The organism is Rhodococcus sp. 4CII (assembly GCF_014256275.1).
Lineage (GTDB): Bacteria > Actinomycetota > Actinomycetes > Mycobacteriales > Mycobacteriaceae > Rhodococcus_F > Rhodococcus_F wratislaviensis_A.
The window spans coordinates 4,633,495-4,651,343 of sequence record NZ_JACCFE010000002.1 but is presented as its reverse complement, the minus strand read 5'-3'; the positions used below and the strand labels follow the sequence as shown (position 1 = coordinate 4,651,343).

Sequence of the window (17,849 nt, the reverse complement as noted above, 5' to 3'; positions counted from 1 at the left end):
GGTCGACGTGCCCGCACAACCTCTGGAAGGACCTCCATGAATCGGCGATGTTCCATCCTCGCCACCGTAAGTACCGCCGTCGTCTCCTTGACTGCGTGCACCGGGACCCCGACCGCGTCGGCGCCGACCTCGGCGCAGCCCACGCGGGGGGACGCAGAGCCGATCACCATCACCCTGATGCGCCACGCCGAGTCCGCGGGCAATGCATCCGGGCTCATCGACACGTCCACACCCGGCCCGGACATCACGGACAAGGGCAGACAGGAGGCGCGCGCTGCGGCCGACAGGTTCGCCGGCCAGGACTTCGACGGCGTGTACGCCTCCACGATGGTCCGCACGCAGGAAACGGCCGAATTCATGGCCCGCGCTGTGGACGAGCCGGTCGAGGTGCTGCCCGGCTACGGGAAATCGAGGCGGGACAGTACGAAGGTCAACCGGAGGCCACGGCGCAGAGCACGTACCTGGCGGCGCCCATCAGCTGGCTCCAGGGGCAGCGTGACGAGCGTATCCCCGGCTCCATCGACGGCAACGAATTCGTTGACATCCTCTCGGCCGTGAACGACTGAGATTCCCCCTCGAGACTCGCGTCCCGAGGTTCCTGTTTCACCGACAGTTGCCACCCCACACCTTAGGTGCGGGCCGTCTCACACCATCTCCGCAGGCTGCCACCGTCAGTCCGACGGCCAAAATGTTCCTCGCCGCGTTCACATCCCGATCGTGGACGGCGCCGCACCCGCATGTCCACTCCCGCACATTCAACGGCATCGCCGAGACGATCACCCCACACACCGAGCAGGTCTGCGACGACGGATAGAACCGGTCGACCGCCACCACCCGCCGCCCGTACCAGTCGGCCTTGTACTCGAGCATCGACCGGAACTCGGACCAACCCGCATCCGAGATCGCCCGAGACAACTTTCGATTCCTGACCATGGTCCGCACACTCAGATCCTCGATGGCGATCACTTGATTTTCGCGCACCAGCCGAGTGGAAAGTTTGTGCAGATAATCGCGCCGCCGATCGGCGATCCGGCCATGAATCTTCGCGACCTTCAGTCGGGCCTTGGCCCGGTTACGGGATCCTTTCTGCTTCTTGGCCAGCACCCGCTGCGCCTTCGCCAACCGCGCACGGTCCCTGCGCTCATGACGCGGGTTGGTGATCTTCTCCCCCGTCGACAGCGTGTACAGGCTCGTGATCCCGGCATCGAGCCCGACCACCCGATCGACCGGTTCGAGTTCGGGAATCGTGTCCTCGACGAGAATCGAGATGTGGTACTGCCCGCGAGCGTTACGCGACACCGTCACCTGCGACGGCGTCGCCCCGTCCGGGAGCGGCCGCGACCACCGAATATCCAGCGGTTCGGACTGCTTGGCCAACCGGATCTGCCCGCCGCGGTAGGTGAAGCAGTTCGAGAAGTAGGTCGCCGAATCCTTCGACTGTCCCTTCCTCTTGAATTGTGGGTAGCGGGACTGCTTGCGCCAGAACCTGTCGTAGGCGCCCTGCAACTGCCGCAGCGACTCCTGCAACGGCCCCTTCGACGGCTCCGACAACCACGCGGTCTCCGCATCCCGCTTCCATCCGGTGAGCATCTTCGAGGTATCCGCATAGCTCACCCGCCGCCCCTCCTGCGACCAGGCCCGCGTACGCTCCGCCGACGCCCGGTTGTAGACATACCGGGTGCACCCGAACGTCCGAGCTAGCTGTTCCGCCTGCACCGCAGTCGGATAGAAACGGTACTTGAACGCCCGCCTCACCACTCTCCCCGCCATAACGCAGACACTAGCCCCACGGTCCGACAAGACCAGATCGGCTATCCCGGATCTGAAGGACCGGGTCTGCGCCGAAAGACTCACGGATCAATTCGAAGACACCTGAACGGGGTGGGCTCGCACTGCACTCGTGCGAGCCCACCCCGTTCCGTTCGTCGAGTATCAGACGTGCGCCGCTTCGGCCTTCCGCTCCGGTGCGACCGAGACGGGTTTACGCCACCGCGCCGCTGCGATCGCAACGAAGAGCAGCCCCACGACCACCAACCCGAGCGGCACCCACATACCCGCGATCGACAGCAGCATGCCGTTCTTCGACAGGTCCCCCGCAAGGCCGGTGATCTCGCTCGGCGCGGTGTGCAGCTTGACGGTCGAGAGCGGAAGCACGGGCACATCCTCACCGTTCACTGGGACGGTGACGTACATGCTCTGCGTCTGGTCGACATTCAGAGGTGCGCCGAATTGCTTGTCCACCGCCAGTTTTGCCACGTTGGTACTGCCGAACCCGAGATCCAGAACGTCGGGGAGCGTCGCGAGTTCGGCCTGCAGAGTCGCACGCGAAGCCTCGGGGACGATGCCCGCCTGCAGAAGGCCCGCTACGACGGCCTTGGGAAGCTGCGACGGGAAGTCCTTGAACTGCGCCAACACGGTCGGGCTCTCGATGGGACCGGACGCGTTGACCTCGTAGTTGTTCACCTCTCGCCCCTCGCGGGTTCCCGAATCGACATAAGTCGCTGCCTGCCCGGTCCGGGTCACTGCGTCGTACAGGGCATTGCCGTCCTCGGCGGGTCCCATCGGGAAGCTGAACGCGATTCCCTCGTGATCCTCGAACGTGGCCTTGTCCGCAGCGGGTATCAGCGTCTGCTTCTGCTCATCGGCGAGCGGTACGGGTGCGTAGTCCACACGGCTGACCGCGTAGCTGTGCACGTCCTTCTGCGTTGATCCGTCCGGCAGAGTGATTGCGGTGTTGCTGGTGACGATCGCGGTGTCACCATCAGTTGCGTCGACGGTCAGTGATCGGTCGGCCGTGATCGGCATCTCCGGCGTGATGAGGTTCGCAAGGTCGTTCGCCGCAAACGCCTGAGGGTTCAGAGCACTCATCGTTCCCTCGTACTTCTGGCCCTGACTCAGGTCGGCGGGAAGCTTCGTCAACGAGGGCAAAGCAACGAATCTGATCACACCGGCCGATACGATCAGCGCTAGTCCGACCACCAACAGCACTATCGATGACCTGCGAATTGACATGCAGAACTCCTCATTGTGGGTGTAACGAGCGATCGAGACCGCACCGCAGGCACCTGAGTGGAATCCGGCTCCGGGCGGGTCATGTTCGGCGCGGATGCGCTGCATCCGTCGGCCGCCGATCGACAGGCGTCCCATGTGACGCCAGTCACCACCATAGTCGCTACATCGACTATTTGTAAGTAGACTTCGACGCTGCACACACCCGCACCTCATCACCCAGAAGGGGATCGACAGTGTCATCACGCCACAACCCGTATTCGAGGACCCGCGCCTCGATCGCCGTCCTCGCCGCCACTGCAGCTGCATGGGCCCTCTCGATGACTGCTTCTGCCGCAGACCCATTGGGCGGATTCGCCGAGTACCCCGATCCACTGCGTGCACCGTGCGAAGGGATCTACCACGCCCCGAGCGGCCAGATCTACATCGAGGAAATCGTCAATCCAGGATCGAACGGAAACATCGGAAGTCTCGGCGTCCTCGATCCCGTGACCGGCGAGATCGCGCGCTATCCCCTTCCCGTTCCGGGAACGACCGCCGGCGGGGCTGCTTTCGGTCCGGACGGAAAGCTCTGGTTCACATATTTCGGCGCTTCCAGTGGTGTGGCGTTCCTCGATCCCGACACCAGACTGTTCAGGTCATTCCCCACCCCGAGCCCGAACTCGACTCCGACGGACATCTGGCCCGGGCCGGACAATGCCATGTACTTCACCGAATCGATCGCCCAGAATCTGGGACGAATCGACCTGACGACACACCAGATCACCGAGGTGCCGATCCCAGGCGGTGGGCTGAATGTTCCCACCACGATCATCATGCCGGGTGCCGGCACCAAGATGATGTTCTCCGCCGCTCTTGCCAACAGGATCGTCGAATACGACACCGCGACCGGAGAGTTTACGAACCATGACGTGCCGACACCCGGCGCGGTACCGCAGGGACTGACGCTTGGTGCCGATGGCGCCATCTGGTTCAGCGAGACGCTGGGTGCGAAGATCGGCCGGATCGACCCAGCGTCCGGCGACATCACCGAATACCCGATTGCAACCCCAGAGGTGCCCGTTCCCTCCATGGGCCCGCTCGTTCTGGGTTCGGACGGCAACCTGTGGTCCGCGAACGGCGGCTTCACCGGAGGAAGCACGATCGGACGCTTCGACACCACAACTCACCACATCGACTATTTTCCTCTTCCACGGCCGGCATCCGGACCGTGTGACATCGATTCGGTCGCTGCAGCAGCCGGAAAACTCGTCATCGGCCAGACGACAGGCGGCGCCGTTGCGGTCGCCGAGATCGAGGATTTGAACGCAATCAAATAGGCCGTCCACCGGAGAAGGCGCGCAACTCCGGAGGCGTCGCGAAGTCGCCGGGGCGTGGTGCTTGCTCCACCCCCGCCCCGGTGGCTGATTCGCTACCCGTCGAACGATTCGGTAGTCAGCGAGAAGGATGCGATCTGCAGACTCATCAGCGTTGCAAGCACACTCACCGGTTCGCCGCCGGGAACCACAATCCCGATATCCGACGATTCGATCAGCGCTGATTCCGCACGACACGACAACCCCACAACCGATGCCCTACCGGTGGCACGGGCGGCCTCCACCGCGTCGAGGGTACTGGGATTCTGTCCACTACAGCTCACGGCGAGGACGACGTTCGGGCGCAGGAGACGACTCGCCGTCAATTTCTGAACGAATGCATCTGCGGGCGCCTGAGTCCGTCGACCCGCCTGCACGAACAGTGCTGCGGACGCCATGGCCAAAGGTGCCGATCGACCGTTGCCGAGGACGAGGACCACGTCGGCTGCGGCGAGCAGTCGCACTGCCCGGTCGACTGCGACCGGATCCAACGCACCGAGCGTTTTCCGGAGTCCTTCCGACATGTCGGCAAAGGTGGAGCGCAAAACGTCGGCAGCAGATGCCGGACCAACCTGGCGGCGTGGCGGGGACTCGCGTGCCGAAGCGCCGAGTTCTTCCAAGAGCGCACCACGGAGATGCCGAAAACCGGCGTAGCCGAGACTTCGGCAGGCGCGAACAACGGTCGCGGACGACGTGCGTGACCGTGCGGCCAGATCCGCCACCGAGCCCCAGGCAACGTCCCCCGACCGCTCCAGACAGACTTCGGCTACTCGCCTCTCGCTGGGCGTCAAACTTGGTACCGCGGCCCGGATCGCCGTCGATGTGGCGCCGGACGCCGCGGTCCATGGTGTAGCTGGGTTTTCGTCAGCCACGCTGCGCGGCTTGGAGAAAGCGCACCGTCGCTTCCGACAGACCGCCGTCCACGTACAGCACCTGCCCCGTGACATAGCGTGCGTCGTTCGACGCGAAGAACGACACCACATCCGCGATGTCTTCGGGCGCGGCCCTGCGGCCCAGCGGGACCAGCGAGTTGAACCGCTCCTCGCGGGTGGGGTCAGCCATCGCGGCGGCCGTGCCTTCGGTGGCCACTCCGCCGGGAGCGACCGCGTTGAACCGGACACCGGACTGCGCAAACTCCACGGCACAGAGTTTCGTCAGCGACACCACTGCCGCCTTCGAGGGTGAGTACGCGCCGGTTCCCGGTGTCGGCACCTTCGCCGCCATCGAGGCGATGTTGACGACCGAACCGCCAGAGGCTGTCAACTGCGGAAGCAGTTGCTGGGTGAGCAACAGCGGCCCGACCACGTTGACGTCCATCACACGGCGGAACTGCATGACGTCGACGTCGGCCAACGATGCCGCTGGGAAGATCCCGGCATTGTTCACCAGCACCTCGAGGTCGTCCACGGATTGCGAGAGTTCGCGTACCGCATCCACGTCCGAGATATCGCAGACCACCGCCCGACCACCGTCTTCCTCTGCCGCCGCTTTCGCCTTCTCTGCGTCCAGATCGACGGCGACGACGGAGAATCCGTCCTTCGCCAGTCGTCGCGCGATCGCACGTCCGATGCCTTGTCCCGCGCCCGTGACCAACGCTGTACTCACTCGCCACACCTCTCCACAGAAAATACTCGGATCGCCGGGGCGCTCGCCCGCGACAACAGTCTATTATTAGATAATGCATTGCGCGACTATCACGCTTCTGTCAGTCTGACACTCCGTCACCCTCGAGGCAATGGCTGCGGGGACACGGCCGACGGCTTACAACATCGATGGGCGCCGGCAGACCCTACCTACACAAGCGAGGCCACCCCATGATCACCCCGTTGAGCCCAGAGGCCGCCAAGACGTGGCGGCTCCTCGCTGATCGTGCTGCAGCAGAGCAGAATCCCCGGCTTCGCGCGAACATGGAGGTCGTCGCGCGACATGTCGAGGCAGAAGTGCGCGGCGACATCCCCGCCTTGATGGCGACCCTTGTCGCAGAACCGCGATATCAGGTGTGGGGCGCCTCGACGAGCGCGGGACCGCAGGGCTACGCCGAAGTGGCGGAGTTCTATCGGGCCGCGGTCCGGATCGGCAAGAATCGACTCGAGTTCGAGATCGGTCGCGTCATGGTGGACCATGACACCGTCCTCACCGAAGGGGTCTTCCGCCACGCCTATTCCGGCGCCATGCTGACAGCCCGCGGCTACGACGGGCTGCAGGACGAGTCGTCGGCATGGTTCCTGGTGGAGTATCAGGCGCTGATCGTCTGGCCGATCAGCGCGGAGGGATTGATTCTCGGGGAAGACATGTACGCAGGCGAAGCTCCTCGCATCGTGCGGCGACTCGACGCCGGCGAACTCGACCATCTCGGCCCCGTCGACCGCACCTGAGCATCGTCGTCCACCGAGCCGGCACACTGGTGACCGAGCTCACACTAAGATACGATAGTCGATGATTAGATATTTATGTGAGCAAGTGTTTGGGTCGCGTAGCCCGCGAAACGGAACCACCGGCGGCGCAACGTCCGCGTCGGCGCTGCACATGGCGGTGAAGTCCACCAGTCGCCCGAAAGGAACTCCATGCTGAGCCCGTACGACGAGCTTCCCGTCCATCAAACTTCCTACCCCCTGTCGGTCGTGACGAACACCGACCCCGGGTTCGACGACGGCTACTTCTTCAGTGTCTTCTCCGCAGACCACCGGACCGTCTGCTTCCAGGGGCTGCGGATCAACCCCAACACCGACATCGTCGGTGGATACGTCGGCTTCATTCGCGACGGCGTCCAAAGGACGGTCCGGTTCAGCCGGACCTGGCGTGAACTGTGCGACACCGTCGTAGGTCCCTATCGCATCCAGGTCGTCGAGCCGTATCGCGACATCCGTCTCACGCTCGACGACAACCCTTCGGGTCTCCAATTCGACCTGAACTGGATGGGCTCCTCGCCTGCGTACGAGGAAGCCCACCACCTTGCAACGAATCGCGGTCGCCCGACCACCGACCAGACGAGGTACTCCCAGGCCGGAACAGCGCGGGGGTGGATCGACATCGACGGTGAGCGCATCGACGTCGACCCCACACAGTGGTACGGCAGCCGAGATCACTCGTGGGGGCTGTACCACGAGCGGCCGCCGCTCGCGCCTAACTCACGGTTCCTACCCCCGCGAGCAGCGGAAGGGTTACCTCGTGCCCTGCGATTCTGGACGCTGTTCGGTTCCGGTGAACTGTCGGGGTTCTATGCCATCCACGAATCCCCCGACGGCAAACAGGTACCGATGAACGACACATTCGGTACCCCCTTCGAAGGCAGGCTCCATCTGGGCTGGGACACGGAAACCATCGACCTGGTGGGCGGGACGCACGAGCTCGAACTCGTGCCGGGCACACGCTTGCTGCGCGCGGCGACCGTCACCCTCCTCGATGCCGATGGGGGGAAGTGGGTGCAGCACGTCGAACCGGTCGCGCCGCCGTGGGTCACCGCCACCATCGGTTACCAGGCCGGGAGCTGGAAGGACGGCGGTTCGATGCGGACCTATCACGGACCGGGTGTAAGCATCGAATGGGACGAGTTCGATTTCGCCGAGCAACCGTTCGACCACACGATGTACGACGGCACGGTGCACCGCAATCTGCACGGCAAGGAGTATCTCTCCCGGGTCACCACATTGGCACCCGACGGCCGACGCTGGGACGGCGCCGGCCATACCGAACTCTTCCTCGACGGCCCCTTCTCTCCCTACGGTCTGCAGTGATGGCAGTACTCGGAGACGTCGCGTTCGTCGAGCGGTGGTTCCGCGAGCGGCTCGGCCACATCGACCCGCACGCTACCGACGTTCGGATCGCCGCAGCCGAGCGTCTCTCGCGAGGAGTTTCGCGGGAGACGTGGTCTGTGACCGCGACCGTCCAGGTCCACGGGACGTGGTCGCCGCAGCAATTCGTCGTCCGCCGCGACCACGCCAGTGGGAGCATCATTCCGACCTCGCTGCAGACCGAGTACGACGTCTATCGGCTCCTGCGCGACTCCGCGATTCCCACCTCGAAGGCCCTGTGGTTCGAGGCCGACGCCGACTGGTGCCCCGACTCGCGGCCCGCATACGTTCGCACCCATGTCGCCGGCGACTGGAAGCTTCCCTTCATCAGCAGCACCGACGAAGCGCACGACGAGATGCGCATTGCAGCGTCGAAGGAACACCTCGACAAGCTCGCACTGGTGCACACCGCGGACTGGAAAGGCCTCGGGTTCGCCGACATCTTCGCGGTACCGGATTCCCCGGCGGACTGCGCCGCCAATCTGATTCGCGCGAATGTGGCACAGCTCGAACGGTTTCAGTTCGAACCGAGTCCGATACTCCGCGAGGGTGTGTCGCGCCTACTGCAATCGGCTCCCCGGGACTGCCCGCAGATCACGCTGTGCAAGGGGACCAACGGACACGGCGAGGAAGTCTGGTCCGGTGGGCGCATCGTTGCGATGTCCGACTGGGAGCTCGCCGCACTCGGTGATCCGGCCTACGACTTCGCACAAATTCAGGAAATGATTCCCGAAATCGAGCGCGGCGGACGGCGCCTCTGGGGTCTTCCCGAGGCGCTCTCCTACTACTACGACCACACCGGCATCGAGGTCACGGTCGAGCGGATCGACTACTACCGAGCGCTCTACGGCCTGTTGCAATTCCTGTACACCCATCACGCGGCGGCGCAGGTTCGCCATCAGGACCATCCATCATTGCGGTTCGTGTGGAACGCCGCCGAAATCGGATTCCACAGCGAGGTGCGACTGGCGGGCCTCTTCGGCGCCGCACCCGGAGAAGTGAGGTCCTCACAATGATCTATCCCACGACAAATGTCGTTCTCACGTCGATCATCGATGCGGTCGAGACCGACATCGCTCCCCACGTCCAGGACGACCACGCAGCGAGTTTGTGTAAGACCGTCGCGCAGATGCTGCGCTCGGTCCGGGCACGCACGGCGGACGAAATCTCGGCGCTGCATGCCGGCAACGATGAACTACGCGACATCCTCACGACGGCCCTCCAGTGTGCGGACCACCCCACCGAGGTCCGCGCATCCATCGTCGCGGCTATAGACGACGCACCGGCGCCGCGGTACCCGGACCTGGCAGAACTTCACTGTGACGCGATTCGCCTCCGTGCTGCGCTGGTCTCGATCATCGACGCGACACCCGATGAATCGCACCCCAGTCGGCAAGCCGCACGGGAGTACATGCGTCACCAGCTCGAGCGCGAACAACGCTGGCAGCAGGACGCCTTCACCGGCCCGCGGCGGTAGACGCAGAGGTCAGCCGCCTACCGTCAGTAACCGGCGGAGGCGGCCGGCCTCGGCGCGCTGGTCGATCGAGTCGACGTAGCGCTCGAAGGACCCGTACTGCCGACGGAAGGCATCGAGGAACCCGAGCATCACCTCCGGCGGTGTATAGACCATCGAGGCCTCATCCTTGACGATGGTGGCCATCGCTACCGGATCGTGTGCGCGCATCCATGCGAGACTGCGCGCCATGCCCGCGGCACTGAGCGCGTAGTCCTCGGCGATCTGCTGGTCGGGAACCCCGAGAATCCCCAAGAGGACCGCGACGACGATAGCTGTCCGGTCCCGTCCGGACGTGCAGTGAACTACAGCGGGTAACGCACTGTCGTCCGCGAGTGTGGACAGCACGTTCGCGATCGCGTCTCGGCCCTCCGCCAGCATCTGATGGTAGGCGTCGATCATCGGCGCGGGCGTGCACCAATCCTCGGACTGAGACTTTGTCGGCAGCGATTCCCACGCCACAAGTGGTGTCGCATGCGTGGCGGGCGGTTGGTCGTACCACGCACAGAGCCCGTGCTGCTCGACCTCTTTCGGTGTCCGCAGATCGATGACGGTTCTCAGCCCGATGCGGGCGAGGACGCGCTGATCACTTCGATCGAGCCGCCCGAGCGCGTCCGACCTGAACAGCATTCGCCTACGGATCGAGGTCCCCGACCAGGCGGGAAGACCACCGAGATCTCGAAAGTTGAAGCATCCATTCAGCTGAATTGCCCTGGGGCTTGTGGCACCCGACATGGTCGCTACGGCTCCTGGTTCTGGTCCGGGATCACGGATTCCGGAAATTGGGGATTTGCTTCTTCATCCGCGCGCGGCCGGCCACCCTGGCCTCGGCACCCTTGAAGCTGACCGACTGTCCGAGAGCCTCCCGCTCGATCGCCTGCTGAAAAGAAGACTCCGTGGACACGTTGACGAGGCTCTTCATCATCGCCAACGCCGACGTCGGCCCATCCGCCAGAGTCTGGGCCCACTCCGCGACGAACCGGTCGAGTTCGCCGGCGGGAACCGCACGATTGGCGATCCCCATCTCCGCGGCCTCCGTGCCGGTCAGTTGCCGGCCGAAGAACAGGATCTCTTTCGTCTTCGCGACGCCGATGAGTCGAGGGAGGGACCAGGATGCGCCGCCGTCGACCGAAATGCCCAAGTTGGCGAACGTCTCTCCGAATACGGCATCGTCGGCAGCGACCACGAGGTCGCAGCACAGCGCGAAGTTGCACCCGAACCCGACGGCGGGCCCCGCGACCTTCGCGATGGTGGGCCGTGGCAGGTCGTGAAGAAGCGTGCACAACTGGCCCACTCGGCGCATGAACGTCAACTCGTCCGGTTCCAATGGGGCGCCGAGATCCATACCCGAGCAGAATGCGCCGCCCGCTCCGGTGATCACGACAGCACGGTCGTCGGGAGTGCGGGCGATCTCCTCCAATGCAGAGATCGCCGCCTCCACAAGTTCACCGGTCAGCGCGTTCTTGCGTTGCGGCCGGTTGAGCGTGACCGTCACGACACCGTCCGAGCGGGTGGTCAGGACCTCAGACACGCCTTTCCCCCAGCCCGGACAGCTGCGCCACGCGTTCGCGGTGCTCGCTGGCGGTTCCGAGGTACAGTTCGCCGAATTTCGCTCGGCGATAGTACAGATGCGCGTCGTGCTCCCAGGTGAACCCGATCCCGCCGAAAACATGCAGTGTTTCCTCGGCGATGTGCATGAAGGCGTCGGCGCACACCGATTTGGAAACGCTCGCGGCGATCGCCAGTGCGGTCGCGGTCCCCGAATCGGGGTTACGCAGCCACTTCTCCGCCGCCGCCGCCGCGGCGTCAGCGGCCGACCGCGCCATTTCCAGGTCGAGCAGCACGTCCACGAGAGTGTGCTTGATCGCCTGGAAGCTGCCGATCTTGCGGTCGAACTGCACCCTCTGCTTCGCGTAGGCGACAGCCTGGTCGAGGCACCGCTGTCCCGCTCCCACCAACTCGGCCGATAGCAGCGTGACGGCCAGATCGAGACCACTGGCCACGGCCGCCGACGCGGCCTCCCCCGTCGCCAGCAGCGTTGCCGGGGTGGCCGCGAATTCGACGGTACCGAGTGGGCGGACGAGGTCGAGGGAGTCCAGCATCCGAGTCTGGAGTCCCGCTGCGTCGGCTTCCACGGCAAACAGTCCCGTGCCGTGGGGAGTGGACGCGGTGACGAGCACGATGTCGGCGGCGGCGGCATCGACGACGAAGCCCTTCGCCCCGCTGACATGCCATAGTCCGTCGGTCTCGGTGGCAGCGGTCGACGCCGGAGGAAGAAACCAGCCGGTCTCGACTTCGTGGAACGCCGCCGTCGCGACAACCGCGCCCTCCGCGATCTTCTGCAGCAGGCGCCGGGCCTCGGGTGCGTCACCGCACCCCAGGAGAATCGCCGACGCCAGACCCACGGTCGAGAAGAGCGGTACCGGCGACAGTGCGCGTCCGGTCTCTTCGAACACTGCGGCAGCATCGGCCACCTGTGCGCCGGCGCCCCCGAGGTCCTCGGCGACGAGCAGTCCGGCGACACCCACCTCCTCCGCGAGTGTCCGCCACAAGCTCAGGTCGCACTCGTCACTGGTGTCGACCGTGGACTCCAGCCACGCACGAACGTCACCGTGCCGTGTGATGACGCTCCGGACTGCCGATCGCAGTTGCTCACGCTCCTCGACCATGACGTCAGACATGGGAGCGGATGCTTTCGGCTGCGCGGGCACGGATCGCCACGGGCGACTGCGGCGCCCCACAGCTTGGCAATGCCACGACGGCCGTTCCGGGCATCACGTTGTCGCCGCGTTGGTTTCGCGCGTACGTTTCGAGCTCCACGACGTGCTCGCCGTCCTCGTCGACCCGCTTGCCGGTCACGGTTCCGCCGAGCTCGATGACGTCTCCGAGATACACGAACCCCCGGTATTCCGCTGTCACGTGCTTGACCCAGGCGTTGTCCCCGCACCAGTGGGTCAACGCGAGGATCTGCCAGCACTGGCGCTGGAATCCGACGTCGTACTGGTAGGCGACGCCCATCGCGTTCGCCGCCGCCTGGTTGTAGTGCACCGAATAGATCGGCTCACGCGCTTTGGTGACGGGGTCACGGAACGCCCACGCGGGGTGGGCGGCATAGTCGAGCGCGGCGGACGCGTTCGCCTTGAGCCGGGGAATGGGGGCACCACCGCCGGCCACGAAGGCCACCTCGTCGGTCAGCCCGATCGGGCCCTTCGTCAGGGTCGAGGCTGCATCGCCGACGGCAACGTCTTCCCACCACAGGGGAGTCTCGCCGCGCGGCTTCTCGGCCAAAACCTTCCGCTCGACGTCCTCGATCTCCTCGACGGTCCACCGATGCGGAACCTGGATCTCCCGCTTCTTGCTCTTGCTCTTCGCGGCACCGCGCTCGTAGTTGACGACCTGCCAACGGATTTCGGCGATATCCTGCCCCAACTGGTTCACGTAGGTGTTGGTGAACGTGTCGGTGACCATCTTGCCGGCGAAATTGCTGGGCCGAGGGCCGGTGAATCCGTCGTAGCGGCATGCCGAGGTGATCTTGTCGTTCCAGTAGATCGGCGCGAGGAGATCCATCTGGGTTGCACAGTGGAATGCGCCGAGTCCGGGCCAACCGAACTGGATTCCGGAGAAGCAGCCGATCGAGAACGAGGGCGGCGCGACGGGGGCGGCGTAGTCGGAACGCCTGCCGTGGTCGGCGTCGGTCCACAGCGGGTTGATGTCACCGATTCCGCCCGCGAACTTGGCCACCGCGATCCTGGTGGCTTCTTCGTTGTTGACCGAGTGATCGATCCGCAACTGCGCGCCGATCTTCGACTCCATCGAGGCGATCATCGCGTCGTCGATGACCGCTTCGGGCATCCGAGCCTCGTCCGTTTCCGGTGCGGACTGGATGGCGTCGGCGGTCACTTCTTGCCTGCGTTCGGGTTCGCGGTCCACTTCTGGCCTGCCGGGATACCGGCGTCCTGGACTGCCTTCGCCAGATCGGACACTGTCCAGCGTCCCTCGGTCTGCAGCTTCCACTCGGGATCTTTCTCCCACGGCTTGATCCGCTGCACCCGACTGCCACCGACGAGGAACACCTCTCCGGTGAGTTCGGATTCGGGCGAGGCCAGGAAGACGACGAACGGGGACACGTTAGCCGGGTCCCACCGATCGAACTTGCCTTCGTCGGACGACAGGGCGTCGCCGAAAGCGCTGACGGTCAGGCGCGTACGCGCCTGCGGGAGAATGGCATTGACTCGCACGCCGTATCGTTCGAGTTCCTTCGCGCTGACCTGCGTCAGTGATGCGATCGCCGCCTTGGCCGCGGCGTAGTTCGCCTGGCCGGGGTTGCCGAAGACTCCAGATTCGCTCGAGGTGTTCACGACCGAGGCGTTGACCGGCCGCCCCGCCTTGCTCTCCTCGCGCCAGTATCGCGCCGCCGCACGCGTGACCAGGAAGGTCCCCCGCATGTTGACGCGGACCACGAGGTCCCAATCCTCGTCCTCGATATTGACGAGAACGCGGTCGCGCAGAATGCCTGCGTTGTTGATGACGACGTCGAGACGTCCGAACGTGTCGAGGGCGGTGTCGACGATGCGCTGGGCGCCGGCCGAATCCGCGACATCGTCACCGTTCGCCACGGCCTCTCCACCGTTCGCGCGGATCTCGGCGGCGACATCCTCGGCGGGACTCGACGCGGCACCGGTGCCGTCCTGACCACCACCGAGGTCGTTGACGACGACCTTGGCGCCCTCCGCTGCCAGCAGCAGAGCGTGTTCACGGCCGATTCCCCGGCCTGCGCCTGTCACGATTGCGACAGCGTTATCCAAGCTTCCCATGCGAAACTCCTACTCAGGTGTTGGACGCTGCAGTCCGCCAGAGCGAACCACGCGTCGATCGGGCTCTCAGCCCTTGGTCGATGTGCGAGAAGATGAGATGACCGGGTCCTTCGGCAACCCCAGGACTCTCTCGGAAATGATGTTGCGCTGGATCTCGTCGGTCCCGCCTCCGAGCCGGAATCCCGGTACCCCGAGCACGAACTCGGACCAGGAGTAGGTACCCCACTCCCCGGTGTCCGCGAGCAACTTGGGACCCAGCGTCTGACTCACCAGGTGTGAAAGGGCGGCCAGGTTTCGAGTCAGCGCCAACTTCGACAGCGACATCTCCGGTCCGGGTAGGTGGCCCGCTTTGGCAGCTGCCTCGGCGCGCGCTCGCATCGCCTTCGCTGCGGCAACGCCCGCATACACCTTGGCAAATTCCTGGCGAATCGACGGATCCAACTGCGCGCCCAAGTGGACGAGCATCCCCGCCAGCCGATTCATGTCGAACAGGCCGCTTCCGCCACCTGCCGATCCGCCGATCGCACCACGTTCGTGCATGAGCGTCGCGAGTGCGACCTGCCAGCCTCCGTCGACTTCACCGAGCCGGTATTCGTCCTCGACGCGAACATCCTCGAGGAAAACCTCGTTGAAGTCGGCGCCGCCGGTCATCTGCCGGAGGGGACGCACCTCGACGCCGGGTGCATGCATGTCGATCACGAATGCGGTGAGGTTCTTGTGGCGGGGAGAGGCAGACGTCCGCGCGAGAAGAAGTCCCACGTCGGAGTAGTGCGCACCGGAGGTCCACACCTTCTGTCCGCTGATCACCCAGTGGTCCTCGACGCGGGTCGCCTTGGTCTTGACGGCGGCTAGGTCCGAACCCGCGGCAGGTTCGCTGAACAGCTGGCATCCCACGAGGTCGCCACGGTAGAGCGCCTTGAGCCACCGCTTCTTCGCGATGTCGGATCCGAACTGGTCGAGGGTCGGCCCCACCATTCCGAGACTGACTCCGAGCGGCGAACGCGACGGGGTCTCGTAGTTTCGCTCGATTTGAAGGTAGGCCTTCTCGTATTTCGAAGGCAGTCCGCGGCCACCCCATTCGCGGGGACCCCGGATCCATCCGAAGCCGGCGTCGAATACCGTCCGCCGCCAATCGCATGCGACCTTCGCGTCCTCCGCGGTGGCACCGCGGAAGAGGCTGAAAGTGTCGTCGCCCTCCCCCCACGATTCTGCGGTTCGCGGTCGCCGCGGCTCCGCGGTGCGGTCGAGAAACTCCTTCGCTGCCGCACGGAACTCGACGAGGGTGGGGATCCCGGTGTCGGCGTCCGCGGGGCCGTTCGGCTCGATCGTCTGCATCGCGCTCACATCAATTCCTCGACGCTGTGGACGATCTTGGCCACCGTCGGGTAGCCGGAGAGCGCGGACGAGAAGGGTACGGGAGAGTAGTCGCTACCGACCCGTTGCACCGGCGCGATCAGTTCGTTGAAGAGTTCCTCGTGGATGTGGGAGCTGATTTCGGCGCCCGGCCCACAGAACTGGGTGGCCTCGTGGACGATGACCGCACGTCGCGTCCGTTCCACCGAAGAAAGGACGGTGTCGAAGTCGAGGGGGACGAGGGTGCGGAGGTCGATCACCTCCGCCTCGATTCCCTTCGCGGCCAGTTCCTCCGCTGCCTGCTCGACGACGGGAACCTGGGGGCCGTACGTAATGAGTGTCACGTCTCGCCCGGGACGCAGTACGTTCGCCTGTCCCAGTGGGATGCTGTAGTGCCCCGTCGGCACTTCTTCCTTCTTGCTGTAGGCAAGCGAGATGTGCTCGATGTACAGGCAGGGATCCTCCGACTCGAGACAGGCGGCGAGTAGGCCTTTCGCGTCGGCGGGCGACGACGGCATCACCACGTTGATACCGGGTGTGTGCATGAACCACGCCTCGAGCGATTGGGCGTGCTGAGCACCGAATCGGCTGCTGCCCACAACGGTCCGGACGGTGATCGGTGTGGGGGTGGCGCCGCCGGTCATGTACCGGAACTTCGCGGCATGGTTGACCACTTGGTCCATGCACACCGCGATGAAGTCGAAGAACATGATCTCAGCGACGGCCCGGTAACCGCCGAGTGCGAGTCCGACCGCGGTTCCCACGATCGCCTGCTCCGCGATGGGGGTCGATCGCACCCGTTCGACGCCGTACTTCGTCGAGAGCCCCTTGCTGACCTTGAACACTCCGCCGGTGGGTTCGGCGATGTCCTCGCCGAGAAGGATGATCTTGTCGTCGGCGGCCATCGCCACGTCGAGGGCGGAGTTCATCGCCGCCGCCGACGTCACGGCGGTATCTGTGCTGCGTTCGGTGGTAGTCACTTCACACTCCGTACCCAGGTGTCGTTTGCGAATACATCGGAGAACAGCTCGTCCTCGTGGGGCAGCGGGCTGTTCTCCGCGAACTGGAACGCGTCGAGGACGTAGGCTTCCGCCTCGCGGTCCAGGGCCTCGATTCGCTCGGAGGTCGTGAGCCCTCGGTCGATCAGCAGGGTTCGGAAGGTCGGCGCGGGATCGCGCTGCATGGCAGCCTCCAGTTCGTCACGAGGAACGTACGAGAAGTCGGCCGTACCACTGTGACCTGTCAGTCGGTAGGTCACGCACTCGAGGAAGGTAGGGCCCTCGTTGCGTCGGGCTCGTTCCACTGCGGTCTCGATGACGTGCAGTGTCGCGAGTGCGTCGAATCCGTCGACCCGTTCGGCGTGCATCGAATACGCCGATGCACGTTTCGCCAGCTCGACGGACGGCGCATACTCGGCGATCGGGGTGTGCTCGCCCCATTGGTTGTTCTGGCAGATGAACACGATCGGGAGCTTCCACAGCGCGGCGAAGTTCATGGCCTCGTGGTAGGCGCCGATGGACGTGGCGGCATCGCCGAATGTGACGACGGTGGCCGCGCCACCTCCGTCGAGCTGGTTCGCGAGGGCCAGACCTACTGCGATCGGTAGTCCGGAACCGACGATGCCTGTGGTCGCCATGAAGCCGACCGCCGTGTCGTGGAGGTGCATCGGCCCTCCCTTGCCCTTCGACGTGCCGTCGATCCGGCCGTACAGCTCAGCCATGATCGACCGCAACGTGACGCCCTTGGCGAGTGCGTCACCGAGATTTCGGTACGTCGATACCATGCGGTCCTGGGGAGTGAGCACTGCTCCGAGCGCCGCGCACACCGCCTCCATACCCCGCACGGGGTAAAAGGCTGCCTGAAGCCTGCCCGCCTTCGCCTCCTGCGTCGAACGATTGTCGGCCAGGGTCGTGGTGACCATCAACCGATACATCTGTTCGAGCACATCGGTGCCCGGGATCGATCCAGCGTCTGTGGTCGTCGTGTGCGACAGCGTCTGTTCTGACATGTCGAC

The 17,849-nt window shown here is 64.9% G+C and carries 18 protein-coding genes and 1 pseudogene; 6 read left to right on the top strand and 13 right to left on the bottom strand.

Features of this window, described 5'->3' with window-relative positions; genetic code table 11:
* Positions 1 to 36: 36 nt before the first annotated feature.
* Positions 37 to 558: a histidine phosphatase family protein gene (locus H0B43_RS22225; RefSeq protein WP_397517452.1), complete on the top strand. Its 522-nt coding sequence runs from the start codon at positions 37 to 39 to the stop codon at positions 556 to 558.
* Between the two features lie 45 nt (positions 559 to 603).
* Here the strand turns inward: H0B43_RS22225 and H0B43_RS22220 are convergent, their stop codons facing one another.
* Positions 604 to 1,770 carry an RNA-guided endonuclease TnpB family protein gene (locus H0B43_RS22220; protein ID WP_185950076.1) on the bottom strand — a complete coding sequence of 389 codons (1,167 nt, stop codon included), beginning with the start codon at positions 1,768 to 1,770 and terminating at the stop codon, positions 604 to 606.
* A 162-nt stretch (positions 1,771 to 1,932) separates the two neighbouring features.
* A complete protein-coding gene (locus H0B43_RS22215; RefSeq protein ID WP_185725974.1) occupies positions 1,933 to 3,012 on the bottom strand; it encodes a porin PorA family protein in 1,080 nt (359 codons plus the stop codon).
* Between the two features lie 233 nt (positions 3,013 to 3,245).
* Here H0B43_RS22215 and H0B43_RS22210 point away from each other — a divergent pair, with 233 nt between their 5' ends.
* Positions 3,246 to 4,328, top strand: a complete 1,083-nt coding sequence (locus H0B43_RS22210; protein WP_185725975.1) for an SMP-30/gluconolactonase/LRE family protein — start codon at positions 3,246 to 3,248, stop codon at positions 4,326 to 4,328.
* Between the two features lie 92 nt (positions 4,329 to 4,420).
* Here H0B43_RS22210 and H0B43_RS41730 read toward each other — a convergent pair whose 3' ends face one another.
* The 3 genes and pseudogenes from H0B43_RS41730 to H0B43_RS22200 all read right to left on the bottom strand — a co-directional run bounded on the left by H0B43_RS41730 (position 4,421) and on the right by H0B43_RS22200 (position 5,969).
* A complete protein-coding gene (locus tag H0B43_RS41730; RefSeq protein WP_252189730.1) occupies positions 4,421 to 4,888 on the bottom strand; it encodes a MurR/RpiR family transcriptional regulator in 468 nt (155 codons plus the stop codon).
* 93 nt (positions 4,889 to 4,981) lie between these two features.
* A pseudogene (locus H0B43_RS43215) lies at positions 4,982 to 5,311 on the bottom strand (MurR/RpiR family transcriptional regulator); the annotation flags it as partial.
* The gene (locus tag H0B43_RS22200) at positions 5,229 to 5,969 is read right to left on the bottom strand and encodes an SDR family NAD(P)-dependent oxidoreductase (RefSeq protein ID WP_312033673.1); all 741 of its coding nucleotides are present in this window, start codon (positions 5,967 to 5,969) and stop codon (positions 5,229 to 5,231) included. The gene H0B43_RS22200 and the pseudogene H0B43_RS43215, both read right to left, overlap by 83 nt.
* A gap of 209 nt (positions 5,970 to 6,178) precedes the next feature.
* Between H0B43_RS22200 and H0B43_RS22195 the strand changes: the two genes are divergently transcribed.
* The 4 genes from H0B43_RS22195 (at position 6,179) to H0B43_RS22180 (ending at position 9,632) form a co-directional block, all read left to right on the top strand.
* Entirely contained in the window at positions 6,179 to 6,739 is a 561-nt protein-coding gene (locus H0B43_RS22195) for a nuclear transport factor 2 family protein (protein ID WP_252189731.1), read from the top strand.
* 189 nt (positions 6,740 to 6,928) lie between these two features.
* On the top strand, positions 6,929 to 8,098 hold the full coding sequence (locus H0B43_RS22190; RefSeq protein WP_185725979.1) for a hypothetical protein: 1,170 nt from the start codon (positions 6,929 to 6,931) through the stop codon (positions 8,096 to 8,098).
* On the top strand, positions 8,098 to 9,171 hold the full coding sequence (locus tag H0B43_RS22185; protein WP_185725980.1) for a phosphotransferase: 1,074 nt from the start codon (positions 8,098 to 8,100) through the stop codon (positions 9,169 to 9,171). Before H0B43_RS22190 ends, H0B43_RS22185 begins: the two co-directional genes overlap by 1 nt.
* Positions 9,168 to 9,632 (top strand): hypothetical protein, encoded by a 465-nt coding sequence (locus H0B43_RS22180; protein ID WP_185725981.1) that lies wholly within the window; start codon positions 9,168 to 9,170, stop codon positions 9,630 to 9,632. The genes H0B43_RS22185 and H0B43_RS22180 overlap by 4 nt, the downstream gene beginning before the upstream one ends.
* Before the next feature lie 9 nt (positions 9,633 to 9,641).
* Here H0B43_RS22180 and H0B43_RS22175 read toward each other — a convergent pair whose 3' ends face one another.
* The 8 genes from H0B43_RS22175 to H0B43_RS22140 form a co-directional block, all read right to left on the bottom strand.
* Entirely contained in the window at positions 9,642 to 10,403 is a 762-nt protein-coding gene (locus tag H0B43_RS22175) for a tyrosine-protein phosphatase (RefSeq protein WP_185725982.1), read from the bottom strand.
* A gap of 31 nt (positions 10,404 to 10,434) precedes the next feature.
* The gene (locus H0B43_RS22170; protein ID WP_185725983.1) at positions 10,435 to 11,199 is read right to left on the bottom strand and encodes an enoyl-CoA hydratase/isomerase family protein; all 765 of its coding nucleotides are present in this window, start codon (positions 11,197 to 11,199) and stop codon (positions 10,435 to 10,437) included.
* Positions 11,192 to 12,349, bottom strand: coding sequence for an acyl-CoA dehydrogenase family protein (locus H0B43_RS22165; RefSeq protein WP_185725984.1), 1,158 nt, complete (start codon positions 12,347 to 12,349; stop codon positions 11,192 to 11,194). Before H0B43_RS22165 ends, H0B43_RS22170 begins: the two co-directional genes overlap by 8 nt.
* Positions 12,342 to 13,598 (bottom strand): MaoC family dehydratase N-terminal domain-containing protein, encoded by a 1,257-nt coding sequence (locus H0B43_RS22160; RefSeq protein WP_312037625.1) that lies wholly within the window; start codon positions 13,596 to 13,598, stop codon positions 12,342 to 12,344. The genes H0B43_RS22165 and H0B43_RS22160 overlap by 8 nt, the downstream gene beginning before the upstream one ends.
* The gene (locus tag H0B43_RS22155; RefSeq protein ID WP_185725986.1) at positions 13,565 to 14,482 is read right to left on the bottom strand and encodes an SDR family oxidoreductase; all 918 of its coding nucleotides are present in this window, start codon (positions 14,480 to 14,482) and stop codon (positions 13,565 to 13,567) included. The genes H0B43_RS22160 and H0B43_RS22155 overlap by 34 nt, the downstream gene beginning before the upstream one ends.
* 66 nt (positions 14,483 to 14,548) lie before the next feature.
* Positions 14,549 to 15,817, bottom strand: coding sequence for an acyl-CoA dehydrogenase family protein (locus H0B43_RS22150; RefSeq protein WP_213016060.1), 1,269 nt, complete (start codon positions 15,815 to 15,817; stop codon positions 14,549 to 14,551).
* 5 nt (positions 15,818 to 15,822) lie between these two features.
* Positions 15,823 to 16,815 carry an alpha-ketoacid dehydrogenase subunit beta gene (locus H0B43_RS22145; RefSeq protein WP_185725988.1) on the bottom strand — a complete coding sequence of 331 codons (993 nt, stop codon included), beginning with the start codon at positions 16,813 to 16,815 and terminating at the stop codon, positions 15,823 to 15,825.
* Positions 16,812 to 17,843: a thiamine pyrophosphate-dependent dehydrogenase E1 component subunit alpha gene (locus H0B43_RS22140; RefSeq protein ID WP_213015218.1), complete on the bottom strand. Its 1,032-nt coding sequence runs from the start codon at positions 17,841 to 17,843 to the stop codon at positions 16,812 to 16,814. Before H0B43_RS22140 ends, H0B43_RS22145 begins: the two co-directional genes overlap by 4 nt.
* Positions 17,844 to 17,849 lie beyond the last annotated feature (6 nt).